At 64.5% G+C, this 25,169-nt stretch carries 25 protein-coding genes; 11 read left to right on the forward strand and 14 right to left on the reverse strand.

The annotated features are described in order from the left end of the window. Positions 1 to 4: 4 nt before the first annotated feature. A complete protein-coding gene (locus IB256_RS09050) occupies positions 5 to 517 on the forward strand; it encodes a DUF4142 domain-containing protein (protein WP_192319018.1) in 513 nt (170 codons plus the stop codon). A 10-nt stretch (positions 518 to 527) separates the two neighbouring features. Here IB256_RS09050 and ligD read toward each other — a convergent pair whose 3' ends face one another. The 3 genes from ligD to IB256_RS09065 form a co-directional block, all read right to left on the reverse strand. Then, a complete protein-coding gene (gene ligD, locus IB256_RS09055; RefSeq protein WP_192402209.1) occupies positions 528 to 3,047 on the reverse strand; it encodes a DNA ligase D in 2,520 nt (839 codons plus the stop codon). 3 nt (positions 3,048 to 3,050) lie between these two features. Then, the gene (locus IB256_RS09060; protein WP_192295876.1) at positions 3,051 to 3,509 is read right to left on the reverse strand and encodes a phosphotransferase system, HPr-related protein; all 459 of its coding nucleotides are present in this window, start codon (positions 3,507 to 3,509) and stop codon (positions 3,051 to 3,053) included. Positions 3,510 to 3,628: 119 nt separating this feature from the next. Beyond that, complete coding sequence (locus IB256_RS09065; RefSeq protein ID WP_192402211.1) at positions 3,629 to 4,768, reverse strand: carboxylate-amine ligase; 1,140 nt, start codon at positions 4,766 to 4,768, stop codon at positions 3,629 to 3,631. Between the two features lie 163 nt (positions 4,769 to 4,931). Here IB256_RS09065 and IB256_RS09070 point away from each other — a divergent pair, with 163 nt between their 5' ends. Together IB256_RS09070 and IB256_RS09075 are read left to right on the forward strand one after the other, a co-directional pair. After that, a complete protein-coding gene (locus tag IB256_RS09070) occupies positions 4,932 to 6,299 on the forward strand; it encodes an iron-containing redox enzyme family protein (RefSeq protein WP_192402213.1) in 1,368 nt (455 codons plus the stop codon). Beyond that, positions 6,296 to 7,246 (forward strand): methyltransferase, encoded by a 951-nt coding sequence (locus IB256_RS09075; protein ID WP_192402215.1) that lies wholly within the window; start codon positions 6,296 to 6,298, stop codon positions 7,244 to 7,246. The genes IB256_RS09070 and IB256_RS09075 overlap by 4 nt, the downstream gene beginning before the upstream one ends. 90 nt (positions 7,247 to 7,336) lie before the next feature. On the opposite strand, the gene katE is transcribed toward IB256_RS09075, so the two are convergent. Beyond that, the gene (gene katE, locus IB256_RS09080) at positions 7,337 to 9,505 is read right to left on the reverse strand and encodes a catalase HPII (protein ID WP_192402217.1); all 2,169 of its coding nucleotides are present in this window, start codon (positions 9,503 to 9,505) and stop codon (positions 7,337 to 7,339) included. Between the two features lie 271 nt (positions 9,506 to 9,776). On the opposite strand from katE, the gene IB256_RS09085 reads away from it, so the two are divergent. The 4 genes from IB256_RS09085 to IB256_RS09100 all read left to right on the forward strand — a co-directional run bounded on the left by IB256_RS09085 (position 9,777) and on the right by IB256_RS09100 (position 14,180). After that, positions 9,777 to 10,292 carry a DUF4142 domain-containing protein gene (locus IB256_RS09085; RefSeq protein WP_192295871.1) on the forward strand — a complete coding sequence of 172 codons (516 nt, stop codon included), beginning with the start codon at positions 9,777 to 9,779 and terminating at the stop codon, positions 10,290 to 10,292. Positions 10,293 to 10,470: 178 nt separating this feature from the next. Then, positions 10,471 to 11,490 carry an iron ABC transporter substrate-binding protein gene (locus tag IB256_RS09090; protein ID WP_192402219.1) on the forward strand — a complete coding sequence of 340 codons (1,020 nt, stop codon included), beginning with the start codon at positions 10,471 to 10,473 and terminating at the stop codon, positions 11,488 to 11,490. 69 nt (positions 11,491 to 11,559) lie between these two features. Further along, positions 11,560 to 13,098, forward strand: a complete 1,539-nt coding sequence (locus IB256_RS09095) for an ABC transporter permease (protein ID WP_225601705.1) — start codon at positions 11,560 to 11,562, stop codon at positions 13,096 to 13,098. Continuing rightward, on the forward strand, positions 13,095 to 14,180 hold the full coding sequence (locus tag IB256_RS09100) for an ABC transporter ATP-binding protein (protein ID WP_192402221.1): 1,086 nt from the start codon (positions 13,095 to 13,097) through the stop codon (positions 14,178 to 14,180). Before IB256_RS09095 ends, IB256_RS09100 begins: the two co-directional genes overlap by 4 nt. Positions 14,181 to 14,434: 254 nt before the next feature. Here the strand turns inward: IB256_RS09100 and IB256_RS09105 are convergent, their stop codons facing one another. The 3 genes from IB256_RS09105 to epsC form a co-directional block, all read right to left on the reverse strand. Then, positions 14,435 to 17,416 carry an autotransporter outer membrane beta-barrel domain-containing protein gene (locus IB256_RS09105; RefSeq protein ID WP_192402223.1) on the reverse strand — a complete coding sequence of 994 codons (2,982 nt, stop codon included), beginning with the start codon at positions 17,414 to 17,416 and terminating at the stop codon, positions 14,435 to 14,437. Between the two features lie 316 nt (positions 17,417 to 17,732). Further along, complete coding sequence (gene dapA, locus IB256_RS09110) at positions 17,733 to 18,599, reverse strand: 4-hydroxy-tetrahydrodipicolinate synthase (RefSeq protein WP_192402225.1); 867 nt, start codon at positions 18,597 to 18,599, stop codon at positions 17,733 to 17,735. A 341-nt stretch (positions 18,600 to 18,940) separates the two neighbouring features. Next, complete coding sequence (epsC, locus tag IB256_RS09115; protein WP_192402227.1) at positions 18,941 to 19,894, reverse strand: serine O-acetyltransferase EpsC; 954 nt, start codon at positions 19,892 to 19,894, stop codon at positions 18,941 to 18,943. A gap of 381 nt (positions 19,895 to 20,275) precedes the next feature. Between epsC and ssuD the strand changes: the two genes are divergently transcribed. Continuing rightward, positions 20,276 to 21,418, forward strand: coding sequence for an FMNH2-dependent alkanesulfonate monooxygenase (ssuD, locus tag IB256_RS09120; RefSeq protein WP_192402228.1), 1,143 nt, complete (start codon positions 20,276 to 20,278; stop codon positions 21,416 to 21,418). A 110-nt stretch (positions 21,419 to 21,528) separates the two neighbouring features. Then, positions 21,529 to 21,759 (forward strand): hypothetical protein, encoded by a 231-nt coding sequence (locus IB256_RS09125; RefSeq protein WP_192402231.1) that lies wholly within the window; start codon positions 21,529 to 21,531, stop codon positions 21,757 to 21,759. Here the strand turns inward: IB256_RS09125 and IB256_RS09130 are convergent. Together IB256_RS09130 and IB256_RS09135 are read right to left on the reverse strand one after the other, a co-directional pair. Continuing rightward, entirely contained in the window at positions 21,756 to 22,001 is a 246-nt protein-coding gene (locus IB256_RS09130) for a hypothetical protein (RefSeq protein ID WP_081519891.1), read from the reverse strand. The genes IB256_RS09125 and IB256_RS09130 overlap by 4 nt on opposite strands. Positions 22,002 to 22,095: 94 nt before the next feature. Continuing rightward, positions 22,096 to 22,335 carry a hypothetical protein gene (locus tag IB256_RS09135; protein WP_139791649.1) on the reverse strand — a complete coding sequence of 80 codons (240 nt, stop codon included), beginning with the start codon at positions 22,333 to 22,335 and terminating at the stop codon, positions 22,096 to 22,098. A 185-nt stretch (positions 22,336 to 22,520) separates the two neighbouring features. Between IB256_RS09135 and IB256_RS09140 the strand changes: the two genes are divergently transcribed. Continuing rightward, positions 22,521 to 22,781: a hypothetical protein gene (locus IB256_RS09140; RefSeq protein WP_192223829.1), complete on the forward strand. Its 261-nt coding sequence runs from the start codon at positions 22,521 to 22,523 to the stop codon at positions 22,779 to 22,781. A gap of 6 nt (positions 22,782 to 22,787) precedes the next feature. On the opposite strand, the gene IB256_RS09145 is transcribed toward IB256_RS09140, so the two are convergent. Beyond that, entirely contained in the window at positions 22,788 to 23,012 is a 225-nt protein-coding gene (locus IB256_RS09145; RefSeq protein ID WP_081519888.1) for a hypothetical protein, read from the reverse strand. Between the two features lie 334 nt (positions 23,013 to 23,346). Here IB256_RS09145 and IB256_RS09150 point away from each other — a divergent pair, with 334 nt between their 5' ends. Next, positions 23,347 to 23,514: a general stress protein gene (locus tag IB256_RS09150; protein WP_081519887.1), complete on the forward strand. Its 168-nt coding sequence runs from the start codon at positions 23,347 to 23,349 to the stop codon at positions 23,512 to 23,514. Between the two features lie 111 nt (positions 23,515 to 23,625). Here IB256_RS09150 and IB256_RS09155 read toward each other — a convergent pair whose 3' ends face one another. The 4 genes from IB256_RS09155 to IB256_RS09170 all read right to left on the reverse strand — a co-directional run bounded on the left by IB256_RS09155 (position 23,626) and on the right by IB256_RS09170 (position 25,148). After that, complete coding sequence (locus tag IB256_RS09155) at positions 23,626 to 23,799, reverse strand: hypothetical protein (protein WP_167523186.1); 174 nt, start codon at positions 23,797 to 23,799, stop codon at positions 23,626 to 23,628. A gap of 65 nt (positions 23,800 to 23,864) precedes the next feature. Further along, positions 23,865 to 24,257, reverse strand: a complete 393-nt coding sequence (locus tag IB256_RS09160) for a response regulator (protein ID WP_081519886.1) — start codon at positions 24,255 to 24,257, stop codon at positions 23,865 to 23,867. 30 nt (positions 24,258 to 24,287) lie between these two features. Then, on the reverse strand, positions 24,288 to 24,488 hold the full coding sequence (locus IB256_RS09165) for a hypothetical protein (protein ID WP_192402233.1): 201 nt from the start codon (positions 24,486 to 24,488) through the stop codon (positions 24,288 to 24,290). A 177-nt stretch (positions 24,489 to 24,665) separates the two neighbouring features. Further along, entirely contained in the window at positions 24,666 to 25,148 is a 483-nt protein-coding gene (locus IB256_RS09170; RefSeq protein ID WP_081519885.1) for a Bro-N domain-containing protein, read from the reverse strand. Positions 25,149 to 25,169: the final 21 nt, after the last annotated feature.

The raw sequence follows: 25,169 nt of genomic DNA on the forward strand, positions 1-25,169 counted from the left end.
TCCCATGTCGACTCCCCTCGCCTCCTCTTTCCTGCGCTGGTTGTTGCTGAGCTTCGCAGTGCTCGCCGGCAGCAGCTTCGCAGAGGGCAAGGACGATGAATCAGCCTTCATCTCCGCCGCCCTGACCAACAGCCAGCAGCAGCTCGCTCGCGCCCAGCAGGCTATCCGCTACGGCAAGACCCTGGCGGTGCGCGACCAGGCCCAGGGCGTGCTGGACGAACATTCGGCGATGCTCCGCGACCTGCAGACCCTGGCGCAGAAAAAGGGCGTGCCGGCGCAGAGCGACGCCCCGCTGAAGCCAGAGAACAGTCAGGCGCCGCTCACCGCCAGTGAACGCTTCGATCACGACTATGCGGTGGCGCAGTTGCGATCGAGCAAGGAAGCGGTGAGCTCCTTCGACCGCATGAGCAAGGAAGCCGCCGACGCTGACTTGCAAGGCTTCGCCCGTATCTGGCTGCCGATGCTCTATCACCAGCGCGAACTGGCGGACCAGCTGGTGGCGTCGCAGGCCCCCTGAACCGCCACCTTCAGCCTTCCAATTGGTCGATCATCCGGCGAGTCAGGCGCTGCCTGGTGTTGGCCCAGCCCGCCCACGGATCGGCCGCCACCAGGCGTTCGTCGACGTTGGCAATCGTCCACTGATTCGCGGCCTTGAGCGTGGCAAGCTCATCGCGACGAACCGGCACGGACACCGGCAAACCCTCTCGCGCCCGCACCGACCAGACGCAGACCGTGCTGGCGCCGCGAGTGTTGCGCAGATAGTCGATGAAGATTTTCCCGACGCGGTTCTTCGGCCCGGACACAGCACTGAAACGATCGGGCATCAGTTTGGCCAGATGCCGACTGATGGCATGGGCGAAGTCCTTCACCTCGTCCCAGCTGTGACGCCGCTGCAGGGGGACGAGAATGTGCATGCCCTTGCCGCCGCTGGTCTTCAGGTACGCCGGGAGTCCGAGTTCATCCAGCAGCGTCAGGGTCAGCTGCGTCGCCTCGATCATCCGCTGCCAGGGCAGTGACGGGTCCGGGTCGAGATCCAGGACGAAGCGGTCAGGCTTTTCCAGATCATCCAGGGTGGCGTTCCAGGTATGCAGTTCCAGAGCGCTCATCTGCGCAGCGCCCACCAGCCCCCTGGCCGTGACGATCCGCAGCAGCGGCGCATGGCCCGGATCGAGTTTCGGATCGAGCGGCTGCGCGCCTGGGATTTCCGTGCGCGAGGCATGCCGCTGGAAGAACTGCTCGCCACCGACACCGTCCGGTACGCGCACCAGCGACACCGGGCGGTCAGCCAGCCAGGGCAGCAGGCGCTCGGCGGCCTTTTCGTAGTAATGCGCCACGTCGATCTTGCGCAGTTGGCTGGCAGGGTCGATCACCCGGTCGGGATGGGTGATGGTCACGCCCTGCAGGGTGTTGCCCGGTGTTCCCTTCGCAGTCTTTGTGTCAGCGCCCTGTGCGGCCTGTCTAGGTTTCTCCTCGACGATGGCCTGCACCGGCTTGTCACTGCGCAGGCCCTGGAATACCGCCTGGCGCACCAACCCCTCGCGGGTCATTTCGGCAAAGGCGACTTCGCACAGCAGCGCCGGGCGTAGCCAGGTCACGCCCCTGGCGTCCGCGCCCTTGGGCGCGTCCTTCAGCGGAGAGGTCTTGCGCTGAAGAGGTTTGAGCTGCTGATGAAGGGTTGCGAGACTCGCTGCGCTGAAACCGGTTCCGACCTTGCCGGCGTAACGCAGCGCTCCGTCCTCGTCATGCAGGCCGAGCAGCAAGGCACCGAAGTGCGAGCGCGAGCCTTTGGGCTCGCTGAAACCGGCAATGACGAATTCCTGCCGGCGCTTGCACTTGAGCTTGATCCAGTCGTGCGAGCGCTTCTCGGAATAGGGGCTGCCGGCACGCTTGCCGATCAGGCCTTCCAGGCCGAGACGACAGGCGCTGTCGAGGATGCTGCGCGGGTCATCGGTGAAGTCTTCCGAGTAGCGCAACGCTTCATTGGCATTGCCACGCAGGACACGCTGTAGCGCCTGGCGGCGTTCTTCCAGCGGCTTGCCGCGATAATCCGTGCCGTCCAGCCAGAGCAGATCGAACAGGGTGTAGTGGATCGGCGCGGAGACATTGGCATCGAAGGCGTTCTGCAAGCGCTGGAAATCAGGGCGCCCCTCCTCGTCCATGACCAGGATCTCGCCGTCCAGCCAGGCGGATTGCACCTCGAGCGCCGCCAGCGCCTTGCTCAGCTCCGGCAGCCTCTTCGACCAGTCGTGGCCGTTTCGCGTCATCAGACGTACCTTGCCCCGATCGAGACGGGCAAGGATGCGATAGCCGTCGATCTTGATCTCGTAGCGCCAATCGCCGGGAGGCGGTGCGCCCACCAGCGTGGCGAGTTGCGGGGAAATGGCGTCAGGGAGCGTAGCTTTGCGGGTTGTCGGGGTCTGCTTCGTCGACCTGGCCCGTTTCGGAGGCGTCTTTTTCGCCCCGGAGGACTCGCTGGGCAGCGATTGCCCGGTCACGACGCTCAGTGGCTCCTCGGCCAGGATGTCGAAGCGCGGATAGTCCCGCGCCTGGTCGTCGCGTCCCTTGATCAGGAACCATTGCGGCTGACGACCCGCCATACGGGTTCGCACAAGGTTCCAGCTGCCGGCGAGCTTGCTGCCTTCCAGGCGAAACTTCAGATGGCCGCTCTGCATGCCCTCGTGGGGGTCGCCGATGGGCGTCCAGCGGCCTTCGTCCCAGACGATCACGTCGCCTGCGCCGTAGTGTCCTTCGGGGATGTGCCCTTCGAAGCGCGCGTAATCCAGCGGATGGTCTTCGACCTCGATGGCCAGGCGCTTCACGCTGGGGTCCAGGCACGGGCCCTTGGGCACCGCCCAGCTTTTCAGCACCCCATCCAGTTCCAGGCGAAAGTCATAGTGCAAGTGGCTGGCGTCGTGCTTCTGCACCACGAAGGCGTATTCCCCGGCATGGCTGCCCGGCGCTTCACCGCTGGGTTCCGGGGTGCCGCTGAAATCGCGCTTGCGGGCGTACTCCTTCAGGGTCTGATTCGGAACGGCGGCGCGGGCCATGGGTCATTGCTCCTCATCGGGGTCGGAGTCATCCCAGGGTTTGCCGTCCAAAGGGCGCACGTGGCCTTCCTCCGCCTCATCCAGGCCGATGCCTCCGCCAATCTCGCTTTCGCGGCGAATATGCAGCTGCTTGTCCACCGGTGCGCTGTCGCCCGGCTCCAGCGGCGATTCGGTACCGTCCTCGTCGATCAGGGTTTCCGGGGCCAGATCGTCCATGCTCACGCCATCTTCCACGGCGCTGTCGCCCAGGGTCTCGCCACCGGTCTGGCCCATCTCGCGGCGGCGCTGCGCAGGAAACTCGCGCTCCACCTCTTCGGGCGAACGCTCGTCGCCGATGCGTCCTTCGGGAGCCTTCTCGAAATCCAGCTCGCGCACGCTGCCCATGCGGTCTTGGGTGTCGTCGATCTCGATGTGCTGCGGGTCGGGTGCTTTCTTCGCGGAGCTCTTGGCGGAATTGGTCATGGCGCTGCCTCCAGGTCTGAATGGTCCTGTGTGCGTTCAGGCCGGTTGAGCCGGCGCATAGCGCTGGAGTTCAGGTTTTCTGCCGGGAGGATCGGCAAGGACGGCAAGCCATCCGCCAGTCAGCCACCCGCTACTGCACCGGCCGCCAACCGGTTCTCCGCCAGCAGATGGTGCACCACCGCAACCAGCGCAGCCGCATCGGTTTGCCCCTTGCCACGCGCTGACTGGTAGGCCATGCGCTGCCGATCCGCGCTGTTGCCTTCCTCGATGATCCTGGCGGCATGGGCGAACAGCCGCTGACTTTCGTCGTCCAGCCAATCTTCAACGGCCACCTCCGCTCGCTGGAGCCAATCCCGCGCACTGACCACCCGATCGCCTTCCACCAGAAAGTGCCCCGCGCAGCCATGCCGCCGAGCCTGCCAGAAATTCTCCGCCAGCAAGGCTCGCTGCCAGTTCGGCTCTTCAGGTTCGTGTGCCTCCCGCGCGTGGCTGACCAGCAGACGGAACAGGCCGGCGATGCACAGCGCATCGTCGATCCGCGGACAGGCGTCGGGGATGCGCAGCTCCAGGGTCGGGTAATGCGCCGAGGGCCGCAGGAACCACCAGGCGTGACCGGGCTCGTGCATCAGACCGTACTGCAGGAGCAACGCGATGTAGCGCCGCCAGTGAGACTCATCGGTGAGTTGCGCGGGGGGCCCCATGCGCGGCCACTCCCCACAGAGCGACTGGCGATAGCTGACCAGTCCTGTGTCACGCCCGTCCCAGAACGGCGATGACGCACTCAGAGCGAGCAGCAGCGGCATCCAGGGCAGTACACGGTTCATCACGCGTACACGGTCGATGCCGCGCACCTCTACATGCACATGCAGACCGCAGAGCAAGCTTTGCCGCGCCACCACACCCGCCTCGTCGAACAACCGCTGGTAACGCGCGCGGAACGCCGGGGGCTGACGGTGCGCATGGGTGAAGGGATGGGCAGCGACGCAGAGGGTTTCCAGCCCGTGGGAACGGGATATCGCGCGCAATCGGCAGCGGCGGTCACTCAGAAATGCGGCTGCCTCGTCGAGCTGGCGCAGGACCGGGCTGACCAGTTCGTACTGGCACTGGAAGATTTCCTCCGCGACCTCCTCGCCCAGTACGCCACGGCAGGCATGGGAAAAGCCCAGTGGCACGTCGCGAGCGAGGTCCAGACTGGTGGGATCGAGCAGAAAGAACTCCTCCTCGATCCCGAAGCGGGGCAACGCGGGGCGTGCTGGCATGGCGGACCTCGCGGTATGGCGGTTACGGCTGGGACGCGCCGTCGCCAGTGGCGTTCAGTCTTTCCGCTCTTCGCTCCCTGCGCTTTGGCGTTTACTTGAAACCTTTGTTCGCCCGCTCACTCGCAAGAGAAAGCGTCCCGTTTTTTCCAACGAGGAGCCCCGCATGACGCCACCCGCCTCCCGGAATGCTGTCGCCTCGTACCGCGAGCACTGCTCCATCCGCGATCTCTATCAGTCGTTGCTGCGCACTCCACAGGACTGTCTGGAGCGTGCAGCCACGTTTCTTGATACGCAGCTGGACCTGCTGGCTGCCCACGACGACGAGTTGCCCGCCGACCCGCAACGCTGGGACAGTTGGCTGTCCAACCGCGCCGAGCGCAGCGCGCAGGGCTATGCCACCTACCTGAGCGAGCGGCGGGAGGGTGCACCGCGTCGGCACTTCGCCCATCGCGCCCATGCCCTGCACTTCCTCCAGGCCATCGCTCCGACCAAGCGGGTAGACGGCGCCTGGCTCTACGGCGTGCTCGAACACTGGAGCGACCCGCGCCTGCTGCCACTGGTACACACGTGCCTGGAGGAGCTGGGCCATGGTATCCCCGCGCGCAACCACGTGCTGGTGTACCAGCGCCTGCTGGACAGCCTGGGTTGCGATGCCCCGCCCGACCTGAGCGATGCGCATTACCTGCAAGGCACCCTGCAGCTGGCGCTGGGTTATCTGGCAGACGACTACCTGCCCGAAGTGCTGGGCTACAACCTCGGATACGAGCTGCCGCCACTGCACCTGATGATCACCAGTTGCGAACTGCGCGAACTGGGTATCGACCCGGAGTACTTCCGCCTGCACGTAACCATCGACAACGCTGCCACCGGCCACGGTCGCAAAGCGCTGCAGGCACTGGAGGCCAACCTGCCGCAGCTGGCTGATCGCGGCGCGTTCCTGCGTCGTGTGCACGCCGGTTACCGGCTCAACGACGCTGGGCTATCCAACCAACAGCTGCTCGATGGTTTCGACCTGGAAGCCGAAGTGGTCGCCATGCTTGAGCGCAAGCGGCCCTTCGCCAGGCAGATGCACGATGACCGTGCACGCATCGGCGGGCGCACGGTGAACCAGTGGATGGCCGGCCCCGGACGCATGGGGGAATTTCTTGCTGCACTGCAGCAACTCGGCTGGATCAAGCGCCACCAGGCCCCCGCCAACAGTCGTCTCTGGGGCCTGATTTCCGGAGACAGCGCGGCCATGTTCGGTGTGTTCAATCCCTACGAGCGGCAGCTGCTGCACGACTGGATCGCCGGCGACGAACCTGCGCAACGCAATCCCTGGGGCGGTAGCGAGAAAGCCAGCGCCACCCCACCGTCGGCACTCTCGGAATTCGCCACCGAGGAGCGCGCCCTGCTCAACGAGCTATCCACGCTTTCGCCGCGCAGCCGCATGCATCGCCTGGTCGCTCTCATGGCCCCGCACCACCACTGGACACCAGCCGGACTGCTGGCCACGCGCATCTACACCGATAAACTGGGGATCGAACCATGACTATATTTTTCGACTCGCGCCTGGAGACACTGATCGCACTGGGGCAGGAATTGCAGGCGCAGGACTACCGTTTCACCACGGTCACCCCCGCGACCCACGCACGCGTCAACGCCCGGCCGGGAAATCAGCTGGCCGGCGATCTTCAGGGGGTCTTCGGCTGGAGCCGGCTATTTCCCGATGCCTTAGTCAGCGAGCGCATGCTCGCCCTGCTGGAAACCGGCGGACTGCTGCAGCGCCAGGACAGTCAATGGCGCAGCGCGGTTCGCTGGTCGAGCCTGGACGACCAGCTGTTCGCTCACTCCGCCTACCCCACGGTGGAGACCGATGCGGTGTTCTTCGGCCCGGACACCTACCGTTTCGCCCACGCGCTGCACCAGTATTTCCAGAGTGGTGAGGCCGGCAACGTGCGCCGCGCCGTGGATATCGGCTGCGGTGCCGGCCCCGGCGCGATCCTCATCGCACAGGCCTTTGCGGATGCGGAAGTCACCGCCGTGGACATCAATCCGCGCGCCCTGGACTTCACCCGTGCCAACGCCTATCTCGCCGGCATCGATGACCTGCAGATCCGCCAGAGCAACCTGCTGGAGCGCATCGAGGGGCAGTTCGACCTGATAGTCGCCAACCCGCCGTACCTGCTCGATCCGGACGAGCGCACCTACCGCCATGGTGGCGGAGCGTTTGGCGCAGGCCTGTCATTGCGCATCGTCGAAACCGCCCTGCAACGCCTGAACGTCGGCGGCTCCCTGCTGCTCTATACCGGCGCCGCGGTGGTCAACGGCGAGGCGCCCCTGCGCCGACAGCTGGACGCATTACTGATCGATCGTCCGGTGAGCTGGCACTACGAGGAGATGGACCCGGATGTGTTCGGCGAGGAGCTGGACAGCTCGGCCTACCAGCAAGCCGAGCGGATTGCGGCAGTGACGCTGACGGTAAAACGGCTGGGCTGATCATTTAGCAGGGCGGATAACGCTGCCGGCGTCATTCACCCTGCATTCTGACCTGCAGGAGCGGGACACGACCACTCCTGCAGGGCCAACTCAAGCCGGAATCTTCGCCACCTGCGCCTCCCTCGCCCAGATGCGGTGCAGCTTCAGCGCCTTCTCGAAAGCGGCGAACACATCCGCTGCCGAGCGCCCCTGGACGATGCCCTCGTCAGGCGACAGACCGAGTTGCCCCGGTAATGCCTGCGCATCGCCGCAGAAGGCCAGCGGCTTGAGGTGCTTGTAGGCTTCCAGCAGGTAATGCAGTGCGCGCCCGTCACCGCCGATCTGCTGGATCGCCTTGGCTCCGCCGGGGACGTACACCGCATCGAAGGCCACTGACGGCAAGCCATCCCAACTGGCGTCTGGAGTCAGCCATGCACCACCTTCTGCCTTCACCGGCGAAGTGCTCGGACCGATCAGCTTGCCGGCAGCTCCTGCCTTCTCGAGCGCATCTTTCAGGTCGCGCACATCACTCTCCCTGACGCCATCGGCGATCAGGACCGCCACCTTGCGCGAGCGGATATCCCCAGCCAGCAGGTTGGCCTGGCTCAGCGCCGGTGACGGCTTGGGCTGTGGCACCCTGGCTGCCTTGTGGGTGACTTTCACGCCGATCTGGCTGGCGACTTTCTCCGCGAGTTTCGGGCAGATATTGGCGAGGATTTCGTTTACCTCGCGCTCACGGATCGGCATCCGTTCCACCTTGGACAGCTCGAACACATAGGCCGAAGCGACATGCCCCTGCTCCGCCTCGCTGAGGCTGTGATAGAACAGCGCCGCCTGGGTGAAGTGGTCGGCAAAGGAATCGGCACGCACCCGCACCTTGGCGCCTGTCATAGGCTCGTGGTAGCTGGTGAAACCACCCTGGCGCGCGGCTGGCGGCGTCTCCTTCGGCCAGCCGTCATCGATGGAGTTCGGCTCATAGGCCGCGCGCCCCTTGTGCAGCATATGCTGGTGCAGGCCATCGCGCTGGTTGTTGTGGAACGGGCATAGCGGCTGGTTGATCGGGATCTGGTTGAAGTTCGGGCCGCCCAGACGCAGTAGCTGGGTATCGGTGTAGGAAAACAGCCGGCCCTGCAGCAGCGGGTCGTTACTGAAATCGATACCGGGCACGATATGGCCGGGGTGGAACGCGGCCTGCTCGGTCTCGGCGAAGAAGTTGTCCGGGTTGCGGTTGAGCACCATGCGCCCGAGCAGTTTCACCGGCACCCGTTCCTCGGGCACCAGCTTGGTTGGGTCGAGCAGGTCGAAGTCGAACTGGTCCGCATCGGCCTCGGGAATGACCTGCACGCCCAGTTCCCATTCGGGGTAGTCGCCGCTCTCGATGTCGTCCCACAGTGTGCGGCGGTGGAAGTCCGGGTCCTTGCCGGCAAGCTTCTGCGCCTCGTCCCAGAGCAGCGAACAGACGCCGGATTTCGGCCGCCAGTGGAATTTCACCAGCGAACTGTCGCCTGCCGCATTGATCAGGCGGAAGGTGTGCACGCCAAAGCCCTGGATGTGCCGCAGCGAGATGGGAATCGCCCGGTCCGACATGGCCCACATCACCATGTGCGCCGACTCCGGAGTCAGCGAGACGAAGTCCCAGAAGGTGTCGTGGGCCGAGCCGCCGGTGGGCATCTCGTTGTGAGGCTCGGGCTTCACCGCGTGGACGAAGTCGGGGAACTTGATGGCGTCCTGGATGAAGAACACCGGCATGTTGTTACCCACCAGGTCGTAGTTTCCCTCGTCGGTGTAGAACTTCACGGCGAAGCCGCGCACGTCGCGCACAGTATCCGCGGAGCCACGCGGGCCCTGTACGGTTGAGAAGCGCACGAACACCGGCGTCTGCTTGCCGGCCTTGCCCAGGAACGACGCCTTGGTGAGCGAACTCCAGTCCTCGTACGACTCGAAGAAACCATGAGCCGCCGCGCCGCGGGCGTGGACGATACGCTCGGGAATCCGCTCGTGGTCGAAGTGGGTGATCTTCTCCCGCAGGATGAAGTCTTCCAGCAGCGAAGGGCCGCGTTCGCCGGCGCGCAGGCTGTTCTGGTTGTCGGCGATGCGCACATCGGTGTTGGTGGTCAGCGCCTCGCCAGTCGCGTCTTCACGGTAGCGCTCCAGGGCTTCCAGCTTTTCATTGGTGTTGCCCCGGTCGATAGTCTCGGTGCCCGCCAATCGGCTCTTCTTTGCGGTGGGTTTGGCCACGGTAGAGTCCTCCTCATCAGGATTCGAATCAGTGCGCGGCATGAAAGGACAGCCGCGCCTGGATCTACCTGATGGGACAGACCTGCCTCTGAGAGTTCACATATTCGCTCGACCTGCGCCGAGAGCGACCGCCTTCGTCCTCGCCTGCGGCCCCTGCAACCGCTGACCGCCCGTCCCACGCGACAAACTGCTCTTCGAGCGGCCACTCCCTCGCTCACGACCGTTCATCCTCAGCACTGAACGCTCCCCGGCCAGGCTCGTCATCCGGACATGCCCCCTGCTCGCGGGGCCTCATCCGATCAGAGGAATCACCATGAACATGACAGGCCATCTGCGGAACGGACTACTGTGCGCCCTCCTCCTCGTCGCCGCCCCGGTGATGGCGGAGCAGAAGTCTGCACAGGACCAGCATTTCGTCAGCGAAGCATCAGCCGCCGGCATGGCAGAGATCGACGCTGCAAAACTGGCGCTGAAGAAGAGCCAGTCTGCCGATGTGAAAACCTTCGCACAGCACATCATCGACGATCACGAGAAGGCCAATGCCACGCTGAAGTCGCTCGCCGCAAAGCACCAGCTGCAGCTCGCCGACAGCGCCAGCCTGACCAGCCAGGCGAAGGCCAAGGTGCTCGACGTGCGCGAGGAGTCGTTCGACGCAGCCTATGCCAACAACCAGGTCAGCGCTCACGAGGAAGCGGTGAAGGTCTTCACCGACGCAGCCAACAATGCCGCAGACGCGGACATCAAGAACTTCGCCCAGCAGACCCTGCCCGTGCTCCAGCAGCACCTGGAAATGGCCCGGGATCTGGTCAAGGCGCACCCTTCCAGTTAGCCAGGGAGCGAGTGTTCCCCTCGCTTATCGTTCAGCGTGCAGCTAGCCCCGAGGGTTCAGCTGCATCGCAGAACCCTCCATCGCCTCTCGCCAAGCCCCGTCAAATGAGAACGACAATTTCTTAACAGCCTTCAGGCGAATATCGCCGCCACTCTCGAATTGATTGGAGCGGCGTTTGATGAAATTGTGCGGAGCCTCGCTGGCCATTCTGGTGGCGATCGGAAGCACGGCGTTGCTGGGCGCGGAATCGGCGCTGGCGGCTTCGGATGACGACGGCATCGTGGTTTACGATGCCCAGCACGAGTCGCTGACCAAAGCCTGGAGTGAAGGCTTTACCCAGGACACCGGGATCAAGGTTACCTTGCGCAAAGGCGACGATATCGAGCTGGGCAACCAGATCGTCCAGGAGGGAAAGGCATCTCCGGCCGATGTTTTCCTGACCGAGAACTCCCCCGCGATGATGCTCGTCGATCACGCCGGGCTTTTCGCTCCCGTCGACCCGGTCACTATCGCCCAGGTAGCCGCACCGTTCAGAACAGCCCAGGGTCATTGGGTCGGCATCGCTGCCCGCTCCACTGTCTTTGTCTACAACAAGGACCGGGTGAAGGAGTCCGATCTGCCCAAATCGCTGCTGGAACTGGCCGAGCCGCAGTGGATCGGACGCTGGTCCGCATCACCCGCCGGGGCTGACTTCCAGGCCATCGTCGGCGCGCTCCTGGAACTCAAGGGCGAAGCCGTGACGCTCGACTGGCTCGAGGCGCTGAAAGCCGGCGCGCGGAATTACCGGGGCAACAACGCCGTGCTCAAGGCGGTGAACGCCGGGCAGATCGATTCCGGCGTGATCTACCACTATTACTACTTCGGCGACCAGGCACGGACTGGCGAAAACAGCGGCAACACCGCCTTGCACTACTTCAGGCACCAGGACCCCGGCGCCTTCATCAGCCTGTCCGGCGGCGGTGTCCTGGCTTCGAGCAAGCACCAGAAGCAAGCCCAGGCGTTCCTGCAATGGATCACCGGCCCCAAAGGCCAGGCCATTCTGCGTGACGGCAATTCCTTCGAGTACGCGGTTGGCGACGGTGCGCCGTCGAACCCGGAACTGGTCCCGCTGGACCAGTTGGATGCTCCGGTCATCGACGCTTCCCGGCTGGACAGCCAGAAGGTCGTGGACCTCATGATCCAGGCGGGCCTGCTCTAAGTGACGGCGCAACAGCTCGGGCCGGATTCGCGCCTGCGAGACGCCAGGAACAAGTCGCGTCTATCAACGCTGCGCCGCTGGCGAAACGGTTCGGGCCAGCTCTGGGTGCTGGGCGCTGCACTGCTGATTTCGGCATTCGCCCTGCTCCCACTGGCCTTCGTGGCCACTGCCGGCGTCCAGGCGGGTATCCCGTTGATCTCCAAGCTGGTGTTCCGCCCGCGAGTTGCAGAGTTGCTGTACAACACACTGCTGCTTGTCGTGCTGACCGTCCCGCTTTGCGTGCTCCACGGTATCGCGATGGCCTGGCTGACCGAGCGCACCAACCTTCCCGGAAGACGCCTGTTGTCCTTGCTGGTCGTGGCTCCGCTGGCCATCCCTGCCTTCGTCCACAGCTACGCGTGGATCAGCCTCGCCCCCTCTATCCACGGGCTGTTCCCGGCAGTACTGGTCTCGGTGATCGCCTACTCGCCCTTCATCTACCTGCCGGCTGCCGCCGCACTGCGACGGCTCGATCCTGTGTTGGAAGATGTCGCCGAGTCGCTGGGTGATCGCCCGTTCAAGGTATTCCTGCGGGTCGTGCTGCCGCAGTTGCGTGTCGCGATCTGGGGTGGCGCGCTGCTCGTCGGGCTGCATCTGCTGGCGGAATACGGCCTGTTCGCGCTGATTCGCTTCGACACCTTCACCACCGCCATTTTCGATCAGTTCCAGTCGTCCTTCAGTGGCCCGGCGGCGAACATGCTGGCCGGCGTCCTGGCGCTGGGCTGCCTGATGATGCTGAGCCTGGAGTCGGCCACGCGGGGTTCCGCACGCTATGCACGCATCGGCGCCGGCAGCCCGCGTTCTCCCCGGCAGTACCGGTTGGGCTGGAGATGTTCGGCGCTGGTGCTGACGATCTGCGCGGCGTTCACCGCAGCCTCACTGGGCGTCCCGCTGATTACCCTGGGCAAGTGGCTCAAGGCAGGCGGAGTCGCGGTCTGGAGCTCGCAGGAGTTGCCGAACTGCCTGGGCCAGACCCTGCTGCTGGGCGCGGCGGGAGCACTGCTGACCACCATTGCCGCCGTTCCGATCGCCTGGATCTCCGTCCGCGCGCCGAGCCGCTTCCAGCGCCTGCTCGAAGGCAGCAACTACGTGGCCAGTGCGCTGCCGGGGATCGTGATTGCCCTGGCGCTGGTCAGCGTCACGATCCGCTTCGCCCAGCCGCTGTACCAGACCGTTTTCACCGTGCTGCTGGCCTATGTGCTGATGTTCCTGCCGCGCGCCCTGGTCAGCTTGCGCGCAGGGCTTGCCCAGGCGCCGGTCGAACTGGAGAACATCGCCCGCAGCCTGGGCCGCACGCCGATGCAGGCCTTGTGGGGTGTCACCGTCCGCTTTGCCGCACCGGGCGCCGCAGCGGGCGTCGCCCTGGTGTTCCTGGCCATCGTCAACGAACTCACTGCGACGCTGCTCCTGTCGCCCAGTGGCACCTCGACGCTGGCCACCGCCTTCTGGTCGAAAACCAGCGAGATCGACTACGCCGCGGCGGCGCCTTACGCCCTGCTGATGATTCTGCTGTCCCTCCCCCTGACCGGGATTCTCTACCACCAATCCAAGCGAGTAGCAGGTCGATGAGCACACTCGAACTGAAGTCCGTGTCCCGGTTCTTTGGCGCCTATGCAGCGATCGAGAACTTCAACCTGACCGTGGCCAGCGGCGGCCGCACCGCGATTGTCGGCCCGTCGGGATCGGGCAAGACCACCCTGCTCCGGCTGATTGCCGGCTTCGAGGTACCTGACCTGGGGACGATCACGCTCGACGGGGTGACGCTTGCCGGTGACAGCACCTTCGTCCCGGCACACCGCCGGGTCATCGGCTACGTTCCGCAGGACGGCGCGCTATTTCCTCACCTGTCGGTGGCCGAGAACATCGGTTTCGGCCTGCCCAGGGGGACGGAGAATCGCGACCGACGAATCCAGGAACTGCTGGAAATGGTCTCGCTCAATGCGTCCATGGCCAGCCGCTGGCCCCACGAACTGTCCGGCGGCCAGCAGCAGCGCGTCGCGCTGGCCAGGGCGCTGGCGCAAAGCCCGAAGCTGATGCTGCTCGATGAGCCCTTCTCAGCCTTGGACAGCGGCCTGCGCGTGTCCATGCGCAAGGCGGTATCGAAAGTCCTGAGCGATGCCGGGGTTACCGCCATTCTGGTGACCCACGACCAGGAGGAAGCGCTGTCGTTTGGCGATCAGCTGGCGGTCATTCGCCAGGGGCGGCTGGTGCAGGCCGGGGCGCCGAAGGACCTCTATCTGCGGCCCGACGATGAGGAAACCGCCGCGTTCCTGGGGGATGCCCTGGTGTTTCGCGCCCATGTCAGCAACGGTTGGGCCCGCTGTGCGCTGGGCAATGTGATCGCGGGCAACGCCGCGCTCAACGGGCATGCAAAGATACTGCTGCGCCCCGAACAGCTGCATCTGAGCCGCAGCACGCTTTTCCCCAACAGTGCCGACGGCTGTTACGGCGTCGTGGTGGGCAGTGACTTTGGCGGCGACAAGTGCACGGTGATGGTCCAACTCCAGGCTCCCCTGTCGGAAGACGAACTGACGATTCCGGTCCGGGTGCCGGCCATGGACTGCCCCGGACCGGGAACACGCGTTCACATCCTCGTCAGCGGCACCGCTCACTCCTTCACAGCGGACAGGCGCGCCCTCAGTCCCAGCTAGTTTTGCCCCGTAGGCTCTCCTCCACGCCACCCAGTTGCCGCGAAGGAGAGAACCCCGGTAAGAAAGCCTTCTGGCTGAACAAGGTCCCGGAGGTCACGCTGGCCTTCCGGGTCATCAAGATCATGTCCAACACCGTGGGCGTAATGCTGTTCGGCGCCCTCCTCGCCGCCACTTTCGCAGCCTGGAAGCTCGGCGTGGATGCCGTGCCGAGCTTCTGGGGCGCCTACATCCTCACCCGCCTCTTCGGGCCTCGCTTACCACGTCACCCGAACGCCGACCTTGGCGCCGACCGAGTGGCTGTCGCCGAAGTCCTGCAGGCTGGTGCGGCCCAGCAGTTCGCCGAAGAGCATGGAACGGTCGTCGTCCCAGTTCAGCGATGCGCCGACACCCAGGCCGGCCCACAGCGCCTGTTCCTCACTCTTCACATGCAGGTCCGACACGTCGGCCGAAGTCCCGTTGGCGAAGTCGTAGTACAGGTTGGTGATGCCGTAGAGGTGCGAACGGCTGGTCTTGCCGTTGCTGGCGATCCACCGGGTTTCGCGGTCCAGGGATACGCCCAGGCGCGAGACCAGGCTGTCGCCGTTGTCGTCGGAGACCTTGGCGTCGTAGTCGTCGCGGAACGAGTCGAAGCTCACCTGCGACCAGCTCAGCTGGGCCTGCGGCGTCACCGACCAGGTCTGGCTGAGCGCCACGCGATGGCCGACCTCAACGCCTACGGCCACGCCGTTGCCACGGTTGCCGTTCTCCAGCTTCTTGCCCAGCTGCGAAGAGCGCAGGTCGCTGTCGTACCAGCTGACAGTCGCCTGGCCGTCCACGTAGGTACCGTCGTTGCCGTACCAGGTGGCCGCGCCGCCGAAGCCGTAGCCGGTGACGTCGATGGAGCCATCGCCGTACTTCGAGGCCACGCTGGAGTTGGCCGTGCCGTAATGCAGGGTCGGGCCGACGACCAGGGTGCCGGCGTCGCTCTCATAAACCGGTGCGTCGAAGCCGGCTTCGAACTTCCACAGGTGTACGTCGTAGTTGGCGCTGCTGGTGCTGGACGATGGGTCGATCTGCGAATCGGAGCCCTCTGCCCTCACCCACGCGCCGCGACCGATGGCAGGCCGGCCATCTTTCGCTTCGCTTTGCAGCTCGGCGTCCGGCTGCCAGTAGCGGTTGCCGACGCGCTGCTGCAGGGTGCCCAGTTCGTTGAAGCGCTGCAGGACGCTGGAGTAGCTCTCGTACAGGGCAACTGTCGGCGCCAGCAGCGGTCCGGACGGCGGCGTCACCGGGGGGACTACGGGCGGGGTCACCGAAGGCGTTACCGGCGGCACCACGGGCGGCTCAACAGGCGGGGTCACGGGTGGCGTGACGGGCGGAGTCACTGGCGGAGTCACGGGTGGAGTGACCGGCGCATCCAGCGAGGAGCGCAGGTACCAGCCGCCGTCATTGGAGGCCGTCACGCCGTTCTGGTACAGACGATAGGCGTAGGCGCCCGCCACGACAGCCGGCTGGCCCTGATAGGTGTAGTTGCCAGCCAGGGTGAACAGGCCGTTGGACAGGCCCTGGACGTCGATCAGTTTGATGCCTTCCACGGTCGGTGCGCCCAGCCCGCCGACGTTGGTGACCCGGATGGTGCCAGTGCCGGAGGTATCGCCGGTGATCACCAGGCGGCCAGTCGCCGAGCTGTCGTCGCCCAGCACGGTGTTGACGGCCACCACGCCGCCATTGCCGATGTAGTCGCCATCGATGGTCAGCACGCCGGAACCGCCGCCCGGGGTGATAGTGCCACTGTTGCTGACGTTGCCGATCACAGTGCCGTTGCCGGACAGGGTGCCCAGGGCATTCACCGTCAGCGGGCTGGTGATCGAGCCGTCGATGGCCAGGGTGCCAAGGTTGACAGTGGTCGGGCCGGTGTAGGTGTAGACGTCGGTCAGGAGCGTAGTGCCGCTACCGTTCTGCGCCACGCCACCCGCACCGGTGATCTGCCGGTTGAAGGTATAGGTGTCGCTGCGGTTGAAGGCGAAGGTGGCGCCGCTGTCGACGACTACATCGCCGGCGAGGGTGCCGCTGGTGCCGCCGTTGCCGAGCTGCAGGGTGCCCTGCTGTACGTTCCAGGGGGCAGTGACAGTGCTGTCGCCGATCAGCGACCAGGTGCTGCTGCCGGTTTTCTGGAAGATATCGAAGTTCTGATACTGCGCGCCGAGGCTGGATACGTCGAACTGGTCATCGAGGTTCCCGCCCAGGCGGAAGATATCGGCGGTATTGGTCGCGCTGGCGATTACATTGCCGCGAATGTCCGAGCCTGCCTGCAGCTCCAGCGTCGAAAGGCCGGCGCCGGTGGCGAACTCGACGGCGTTGGCATAACCGCTGCCCGCATGGATACGCCCGGAGTTGACGATGGTGAGGTTGCCGGTGGGCCTGAACATGTAGATCGCCGCAGCACCGTCACCGGCCTCGATCAGCCCGGAGTTGGTGATCGTGCTGGTGCCCTGTGTGAGGCGGATGCCCATGCCGCCGGTACCGCCGTTCAGAGCGGCTCCGCCGCGGATGAGGCCCTGGTTGATGATACTGGTGCCGACCGACACTCCATTGAAAACCCCTGCGGCAGACACGCCGCCGTCGCTGGTCCCGCCAACGATGACGCCGCTACCGGAGTTCACCAGGCTGGAAGCGGTGCTCGCCAGCGAGACCCCCGAACCCAGGCCGGTGCTGGACGCATTGAAATTGGTCGCAGCGCCGCCGGTTATCGTGCCGTTGTTGGTGAGCGTCGCTCTGGTCGAAACGGCGAGGCCGGTATTGCCGGAGACGTTGCTGCCAATGCCCTGGCCGCCGGTCACCGTGCCGTTATTGACGAACACGCCATTGCCAACGGCGAGGCCATATCCCGGCGTGGTTGCACTCGCCGCGCCGACGTAGGTGCCTTCGAAGGTGTAGTTCGAATTGATCGGAATGGTGCTGTAGATGTTGGTCAGCACGAAGCCCTGGGTATCGATGGTGATGGACTTCGTCGTGACAAGGGTCGCGCCAGTGAAGGAAAAGCTGGCGGTCAGGTTGATCGTGGAGCTGCTGTCGGCGTCGGCGTTGGCGGCGACGACCGCTGCCTGCAACTCGCTCTGGTTGGAGGCGGTATAGACCCCTGCACAGGCAACCTGGGGAGCCAGGTTCGCTGCGACGAGGGCAAGAGTGATTGCAGAAAGTTGAGGCGCACGCACGCAAGTGCGCTGCATTCCATGGCGCTTATAGGAGGACTTCATGTGATCCCGCTCGGTGTGTTTTATTTGTTACAGGGTTGAAGCGGCGGCGAGCTTAGATCACGGCTTGAACAGGAGATGCGAACGGTTAACAGCGGGGGGATTTAATGTTGTCAGCAGAACTCAATATTTATCAAACACCCGTCATTACTGGGTTTTCTGCGAATTTCCGGCACGCCGGTACTGGCACGATCGTAACGCGTTACCCGAAAATCGCTTGACTCAAGGTAACGCGTTACCAGGCGCATTCTTGTAGCTTATCCTGTACAGAATCCGCGCAGGCATTCGAGCCGGAGCACTGGGTGCGTGCCGGCAGCGCCTAGTCGGCCAGTTCCGCCAGCACGCTTTTCAGACGCTCCAGCGTTGTCGGCGTGCAAGCCTGCATCGGTTCGCGCACCTCGTTGGCGATCAGCCCCTGGAGCGCCAGCGCACCTTTCACGGCAGCAGGATTGGGCTCGGCGAAAGCCGCCTGCATCCACGGCAACAGCCGGTAGAAAGTACGTCGCGCGGAGATCAGCTCGCCCTCTTCCATCTGCCGGAACATCTGCACATAGAGATCGGCGCGCACATGGGAAGAAGCCGAGATGGCGCCGGCGCCGCCCAGGCAGAGGTTGGTGTAGATCTGCAGGTCTTCGCCGGTGAGCACCGAGACCTGTCCGTCCGCAATCAACGCCAGGGTGGTTTCCACATCGCCCGCACAATCCTTGATCGCCACGATGTTCGGGTGGCGCACGATGCGGCGCAGCGTCTCGCGTTCGATGCGCGCGCCGGTGCGGTAGGGAATGTCGTAGAGCACCAACGGGACGCTGGCGGCGTCGGCCACGGTGCGGAAGAACGCCTCCAACCCGGCCTGGGATGGGCGGATGTAGTACGGCGCCGGCACCAGCACGCCCGCCACCGGGCGGCGCTGAATATCCTGCAGGAAGGCCAGCAGCTCGCGCTGATTGTTGCCTGCCAGCCCCATGATCACCTGCTGCGCGGGCACCCACTGCAACACGGCATCGAGCACTTCCAACTGCTCTTCATGGCTCAGCGCGGCCGCCTCGCCTGTGGTGCCGCAGACCACGAAGCCCGCGACGCCTTGTTCCAGCAACTGCGCTACCAGCCCCTGCAGCGCCGGGTAGTCCACCGCGCCATCACGAAAGGGAGTGACCAGTGCCACCCAGATCCCACGAAAATTCGACATGCAAAAACTCCTGTTGGCTGACCGTCGGGTCGCCGTCAGGGAGGGATGCGGGAATCAAGCGGGAGGGAGGTTCGACCTTGCGCCTTGTGTCCTGTCAGCCCATCTGACGGGACAGCGCCCCGGTCAAATGAGCGACTGTTTCTTCGATTTCTTGGCAACGACAACGCACGCGCAGGCCCGGGCAAGGAAGCCCGAAGCGGAGAGCGAGTGGTTGAAGATGGAGAACATGGAGCTCTCTTACCCAATATCAGGTTGCGCGAAATTTCTGACGGATACTGCTGAAGGAGCGGGAGAGCTGTCAACTCCCCCGCTTCGCTTTGCGTGTCCGCAGGTAGTGCCGGTCAGTCCTTTCCGCAACGGCTTTCATCGTGCTGCAGGCTGGCCTGACTGACCTGGCTGCCCGGCGGAACGCTGCGGGTCAGCCAGACGTTGCCGCCGATGGTCGAGCCCTTGCCGATGGTCACGCGGCCGAGAATGGTGGCGCCGGCGTAGATCACCACTTCGTCCTCGACGATCGGGTGGCGCGGTTCGCCCTTGTGCAGCTGGCCGGTTTCGTCGGAGGTAAAGCGCTTCGCACCCAGGGTCACGGCCTGATAGATGCGCACCTGTTTGCCGATGATCGCGGTTTCTCCGATCACCACACCGGTGCCATGATCGATGAAGAAGCTGCCGCCGATCTGCGCGCCAGGGTGGATGTCGATGCCGGTCGCCGAGTGGGCCAGCTCCGAGATGATCCGCGCCAGCAGCGGCAGGCCGGCGTTGTACAGATGATGCGCGAGGCGGTGGTGAATGATCGCCACCACGCCCGGATAGCACAGCAGTACCTCGTCAACGCTGCGTGCTGCAGGATCGCCCTGGTAAGCGGCCATCACGTCGGCATCGAGCAGCCTGCGCATCTCCGGCAGCGCGCGTGCGAAGTCGCGCACCAGCACCACGGCATGCTCGTCGACCCGGCCGTCCACCACATCACCGCGCTGCCGCGCGCTGTAGCGCAGCTCCAGCCGGGCCTGCACCAGCAGCGCATTCAGCGCGGCGTCCAGGGTATGCCCGACGAAGAAGTCCTCGCTCTCTTCGCGCAGGTCGTTCGGGCCAAGACGCATGGGGAACAGCGCGCTGGCCAGGCGCTCCACCACTTCCTCGATGGACTGGCGCGAAGGCAGTTCGCGACCGCCCTGCTCCGGGTGGCGGCCCGTGCGGCTGCGCCATTCATTGCGGGCGCCACGCAGGTCCTCGACGATCTGCGCCAGTTGCCAGTTCACCGGGCCATTCTCGTTCAGTCGATTGGCGTCGTTCATCGCTTGCTGTATTCCTTGATTCACGGGGGCTTTCAATCACGATTGCCTATCCTGATCGGTCGCGCCGCGCAGGACAAATCGCCGGAAGGCATAACCTAATGCCTTTTTCGTAGGACGAAGTGTTTCTGCAGCAACAGCGAATCAACAGTGATGTTGTTGCGGCAACACCCTTTTGCCGTCAGAAGCGCGAAAACCGTGGCCTCCCGCTCTGGCACAGGCCTTGCTGCCGTGCAATGCCCGCCATGCAGCCGCACTCTTCTCTTTCTGCCTGACCGAACTCACCGACAACGACGGCTGCCGGGCCCGAATTCCAATGAAGACTTGCCACGCGTGCACCAATGGGGCGACGCCCCCTTTCGACGATGGCAACGAGGACATCCCATGAGTCTCGATATTTTCTGGTTCCTGCCGACTTCCGGCGACACCCGCTATCTGGGTCATTCCAGCAGCGGCCGCCCGGCCACCAACGAATACATGCGGCAGATCGCCGTGGCCGCCGACCAGCTCGGCTATGACGGCCTGCTGATCCCCACTGGCAGCAGCTGCCTCGATCCGTGGGTGACCGCCGCCAGCCTGGTGCCGGTCACCCAGCGCATCAAGCTGCTGGTGGCCCTGCGCACTTCTCTGGGCAACCCCACCGCCTCGGCGCGCCAGGCCGCGACCCTCGACCAGGCAAGCGGTGGCCGGCTGCTGCTCAACGTCGTCCCCGGTGGCGACAGCACTGAACTGGAGGCTGACGGCGTGTTCCTCAGCCATGATGAGCGTTACACCGCTTCCGACGAGTTCCTGACCATCTGGCGCCGTCTACTGTCAGGTGAAACCGTGGACTTCGCCGGCAAGCATCTGAAGGTCAATGGCGCACAGAATTTCTTCCCGCCCGTGCAGAAACCCTACCCACCGCTTTACTTCGGTGGCTCCTCCCCCGCCGCTCATGACCTGGCCGCCAAGCACGTGGATGCCTACCTGACCTGGGGCGAACCGCCTGCCGCCGTGGCCGAGAAGATCGCCGACGTGCGCGAGCGCGCGGCGCGCCAGGGGCGTACGGTTCGCTTCGGCGTGCGCCTGCATGTCATCGTTCGCGAGACCAACGAGAAAGCCTGGGCCGCCGCGGACGAACTGATCAGCCACCTGGATGACGCCACCATCGCCGCCGCGCAATCCAACTACGCGAAGATGGATTCGGTCGGTCAGCAGCGCATGGCTGCGCTGCATGGCGGTGATCGCAACAAGCTGGAAGTGGCGCCGAACCTCTGGGCCGGTGTCGGACTGGTGCGCGGTGGCGCGGGAACTGCACTGGTGGGCGATCCGGAAACCGTTGCCGAACGCTTGCTGGAGTACGCCGCGCTGGGCGTCGACAGCTTCGTACTGTCGGGTTATCCGCACCTGGAAGAGGCTTATCGTTTCGCCGAACTGGTGTTCCCGCTGCTGCCCGGCAAGGGCCGCGTGACGGTGGACGGCGTACTCACCGGCGGCGCCTTCGACGTACGTGCCGGGCGCGAGAAAACCACGGAAGCGGCCGCCTGAAGCTCAATCCAGAGCGCTCGGCCGATGGCCGGCATTGCCCCTGAGTGATCAGGGGCTACTCTTGCCCAAGCCCATTCTGCAGGTCGGCTCTGCCAAGGAAGCAGGACGACATGCACTGGCTGATCGAGTATCGATTCAATGGCGAGGACCGCCATCTGTTCATGCGCCCGCGAACTCTCCCTCACATCAAGGCCGTCGCCTTTTCCATCTACGTCCGTGAATTTCCCGAGCAACCCCGTCCGTTGCACGCCACCGCGGAGGTCGAATCGTGGCTGGGCGCCTGCGGCATTACCATCAGCGACGTAAGCCTCGCCGCGCTCAAGTCTGAGGCACTTTCCTAGTCGCCAGCCCCCACCGCTCGAAAGGAAACGTCCTGCACGTTGTGCGCCTCCACATTGCGCCGGATGGTGTGGTAGCGCTTCTGGTAGCCGCGCAGGTCGTGGGTCGGAATATGCAGGTGTCGCGCGACATGGCTCCACGCCCGCGCCTCGCTCATGGACTCGTCTTCGGCCTCGAATTCGAACGCCCGTCCATCTCTCACAAAGCTGACGTGGTACCGCTTTGTCAGGGATTCGTCCTGCATGGCGCCTCCGGGTATCTGGCTGTATTTCAAGCACTGACCGGGCGTCGGCGTGGGCGGTTCAAAGAGAATGGCGACCAGGCCATCGGCATGCGGCTCAGTCCATCACGACCAGGGAGATCGTGCCGCCTTCGGCAGGTGCATGGTGCAGGACGAGGTCGATCCGGTGGGCGGCGTGAAGCAGGGTTTCGGCGTCGTGTTCCAGCAACAACGCGGCCGCCATCAGCGCCGTTGCCGTATCGGGAGTGGCGGCCTTGAGTGCGGCCTCACGCAGCACCTGAACCACGCAGGTCTCGTTGAAAGCCGAGGCCATCAGTACCTTTCGCAGTCGTTCCACGTCAGCCTCCTTCCTTGTCGGTGCGTGCTTGTGGGTGTGCATTGCAGGAATAGCCCGGTTTTATCTTCCCCACCCCGCCAGCCGACGATTGGCGGGGCCTGCAGCTACAGCTATTATTAGTAACGCGTTACCATGGGATCGATCAGATTTCGGTAACGCGTTACCAGCCCTTCAAGAGAGCCAGCATGAAAGACGCCAAGGACAAAGCCACTCGCGACGCCTTCGAAACGCCGCGCAAGGGCCGCCCCCGCAAGGAAGGCGCCATGACCAACGCCGAGAAACAGGCCGCGTATCGCAAGCGCCGGGCGGAGTCCGGTGGCGGTGCAGTGATGCTCAACAACGAGGAAATCTGGCTGATCTGCCATGCACTGGACGGCAAGGTCTGGGAAGCAGACAGCGAGCAGCGGCAGAAGCTCATTGCCCGACTGCGTAAACGAGTCGTCTGAAAATTCCTACATCAACCCGCAAATCAGCTCCATGCCAAGGTCTCTTACCTGTCGGTCGGTGCGCAGCTCATTGCCGTGAATGCCGATCACATTGGTTGGCGGTGTGGAGGTATAGCGGCTCTGCAGGCTGATCAGGTAACGGCCGTCTTCCTGTCGGTCGCAGGTGAAGTCGAACAGCGGATAGCTCCGGTGAAGGAGCTCGGCGACATCGTGACAGCTTGGCGGATTCATGGGGTTCTCCTGCGTTGCTGCGCCTATCCTGCGCCGCTGCGCCGGGAATGGAACCGCGGCCACTGGCCATCACCCGTTTCGCCTATTTCGTCGCCACCGCGCAAAGGTCAACGATTTGAGCGGCTTGAGCCGGGCGCTACGGCCATTTTCCGGCTTCGCCAATAAACCAGCCCGGACCGACGGCAAGACTTTACATATAACGATTTTTTGCCGCCGCCATGACGGATCGTTCTGAAAAAGAGTCGAACACCCCTGCGCGATATGTTTCGGATGAAGGGAATGCACGGCATTCGCCTATTCATTTCTCACATACATTGCCCACGGAGTAGTTCCCATGGCCGAACATAGAGGCGGTAAAGGCAACTTTGCAGAAGACCCCCAACGTGCTTCCGAAGCCGGCAGGAAAGGCGGCCAGCACAGTGGCGGCAACTTCAAGAATGATCCGGCGCGCGCATCCGACGCGGGCCGCAAGGGAGGTCAGCGCAGCCACAGCGGCCACTGATCGCCGGGCTGGCGAGGCGTTGCGACGCTCGCCAGCTCGTTGCACATCGCGCAAGTACGAAAACGGCGCCGAAGGATCGGCGCCGTTTTTCATGGAGCGTCAGGCTCCCGATCACTGGGTGCAGAGCACCTCGCTCACCTGGATATCCGAGCGCGAATCGCGCCCGACCGGGCCATGCAGTGCGCGGACGAATTTCTGTGCCTGCTCGCGACTCAGGCTTTCCTGTCGCAACACGGTGCTCATGGACTGGCCATTGCGGCTGTAGCGGATCAGGTATGCATGCATGGTGCTTCTCCTCCCCGGTGAAGGCGGCCGTTCCGCTGATCGGACGGCCTTTGTTGCGCAGGAGTCTAGTTCAGCATCCAGGGTTGCACGGGCGGGCTGAGCAACGTGCGCTGAATGGCACCTTCGAGTTCGTCGAGGTCCGCCGACTTGGGCAGCACGGGGTAAGGCGCGCCCTCCTCGCCCTTCTCTGCCCAGGGCGACAGCACCAGCACGCGCATGCGCGGGCGCAGCGGCAGGCAGGCTTCGATCAGGGCAGCGCCCGTCAGTGGCCCGGTGAGTTGCTCGTCGATCAGGAACAGGTCGATGACCGAGGACGACACCAGGTGCTCGATGGCTTCTTCCTCGCTTAAAGCGCTGAGTACCGCGTGGCCCTGGCCGAGCAGGTGGTCTTCCAGGCGCTGGAGTTGCTCGGGCCTTTCCTCGAGGACCAGCACCATCTTGCTATCGTGTGTCTGCATGTTGTGCCTCTTCCTTTTCGAGTCAGGGCTTCAGAGAGGTTCGTGCAGCAAGTTCCACGCCTGTTTGGCGCTGTCGGCCAGAGGCTCGGCGCAGAGCGGTTTGCACATCAGGTGATTGCACGGCGCCAGTAGCAGAACGCCCGAATACGCCGATTGTTCGATGCAGAATGCCCGGTCGGGGCGGGGGTGAATTCGAAGTCGAGGCACCGCCTGATGGCGATTCGCGGGCATGGCCCGCTCCTACAGTCGAGGTAGCGGCAGGGGCTACCTTGTAGGAGCGGGCCGCGCCCGCGACCCGTGAGCAGGGCTCACGGGGTTGAAGGTCGGAGGAAGGCGCGGACTTTGTCCGCGGTTCGCGGGCATGGCCCGCTCCTGCAGGGTGTTGCAGGGGCGGGCCATGCAGTGCTTTCAGCGCCCTGCCCGCTCCTCGCCCTCCAGCAGGCGCGCGGCGTCGCTCAGGCGCATCCAGACGCCCCCCTGCCATTGCAGCATCGCCAGTGAATGGCCCTGGACCTCGCGCTGGAAATGGCGCGGACCGGTACCGAACTGCTGCTGCGAATCGCGCAGCACGGGCACCACTTCGTTGCTCAACCACTGGCGCAGGTTACGGTTCTCCGGGTGGAAGAAGTACACCAGCAGCAGTGTGTAAAGGCCGCTTTCGCTGACCAGAAGTTCGTCCTCGCGCCCGCCGGCCAGTCGTTCCCGACGGTACTGGTCGGGGTCGAGCTTGCGCGGGACGTGGGCGCTCAAATGGGTATTGGTCAGGCGGGCCAGGTCGCGGGCGACGAACCACGGCTGGCGGTCGAGCATCAGCCCGCGCAAGGTGCGGTCGAAGCGCTGGAAGTTCTGGCAGTGCAGGCCGTTGTCGGCCGGGAAATCAAGGGATTTCATCTTGCGGTCACTCCATGTACA

Origin of the sequence: Pseudomonas sp. PDM17, assembly GCF_014851985.1 — a bacterium.
Classification (GTDB): Bacteria; Pseudomonadota; Gammaproteobacteria; order Pseudomonadales; family Pseudomonadaceae; genus Pseudomonas.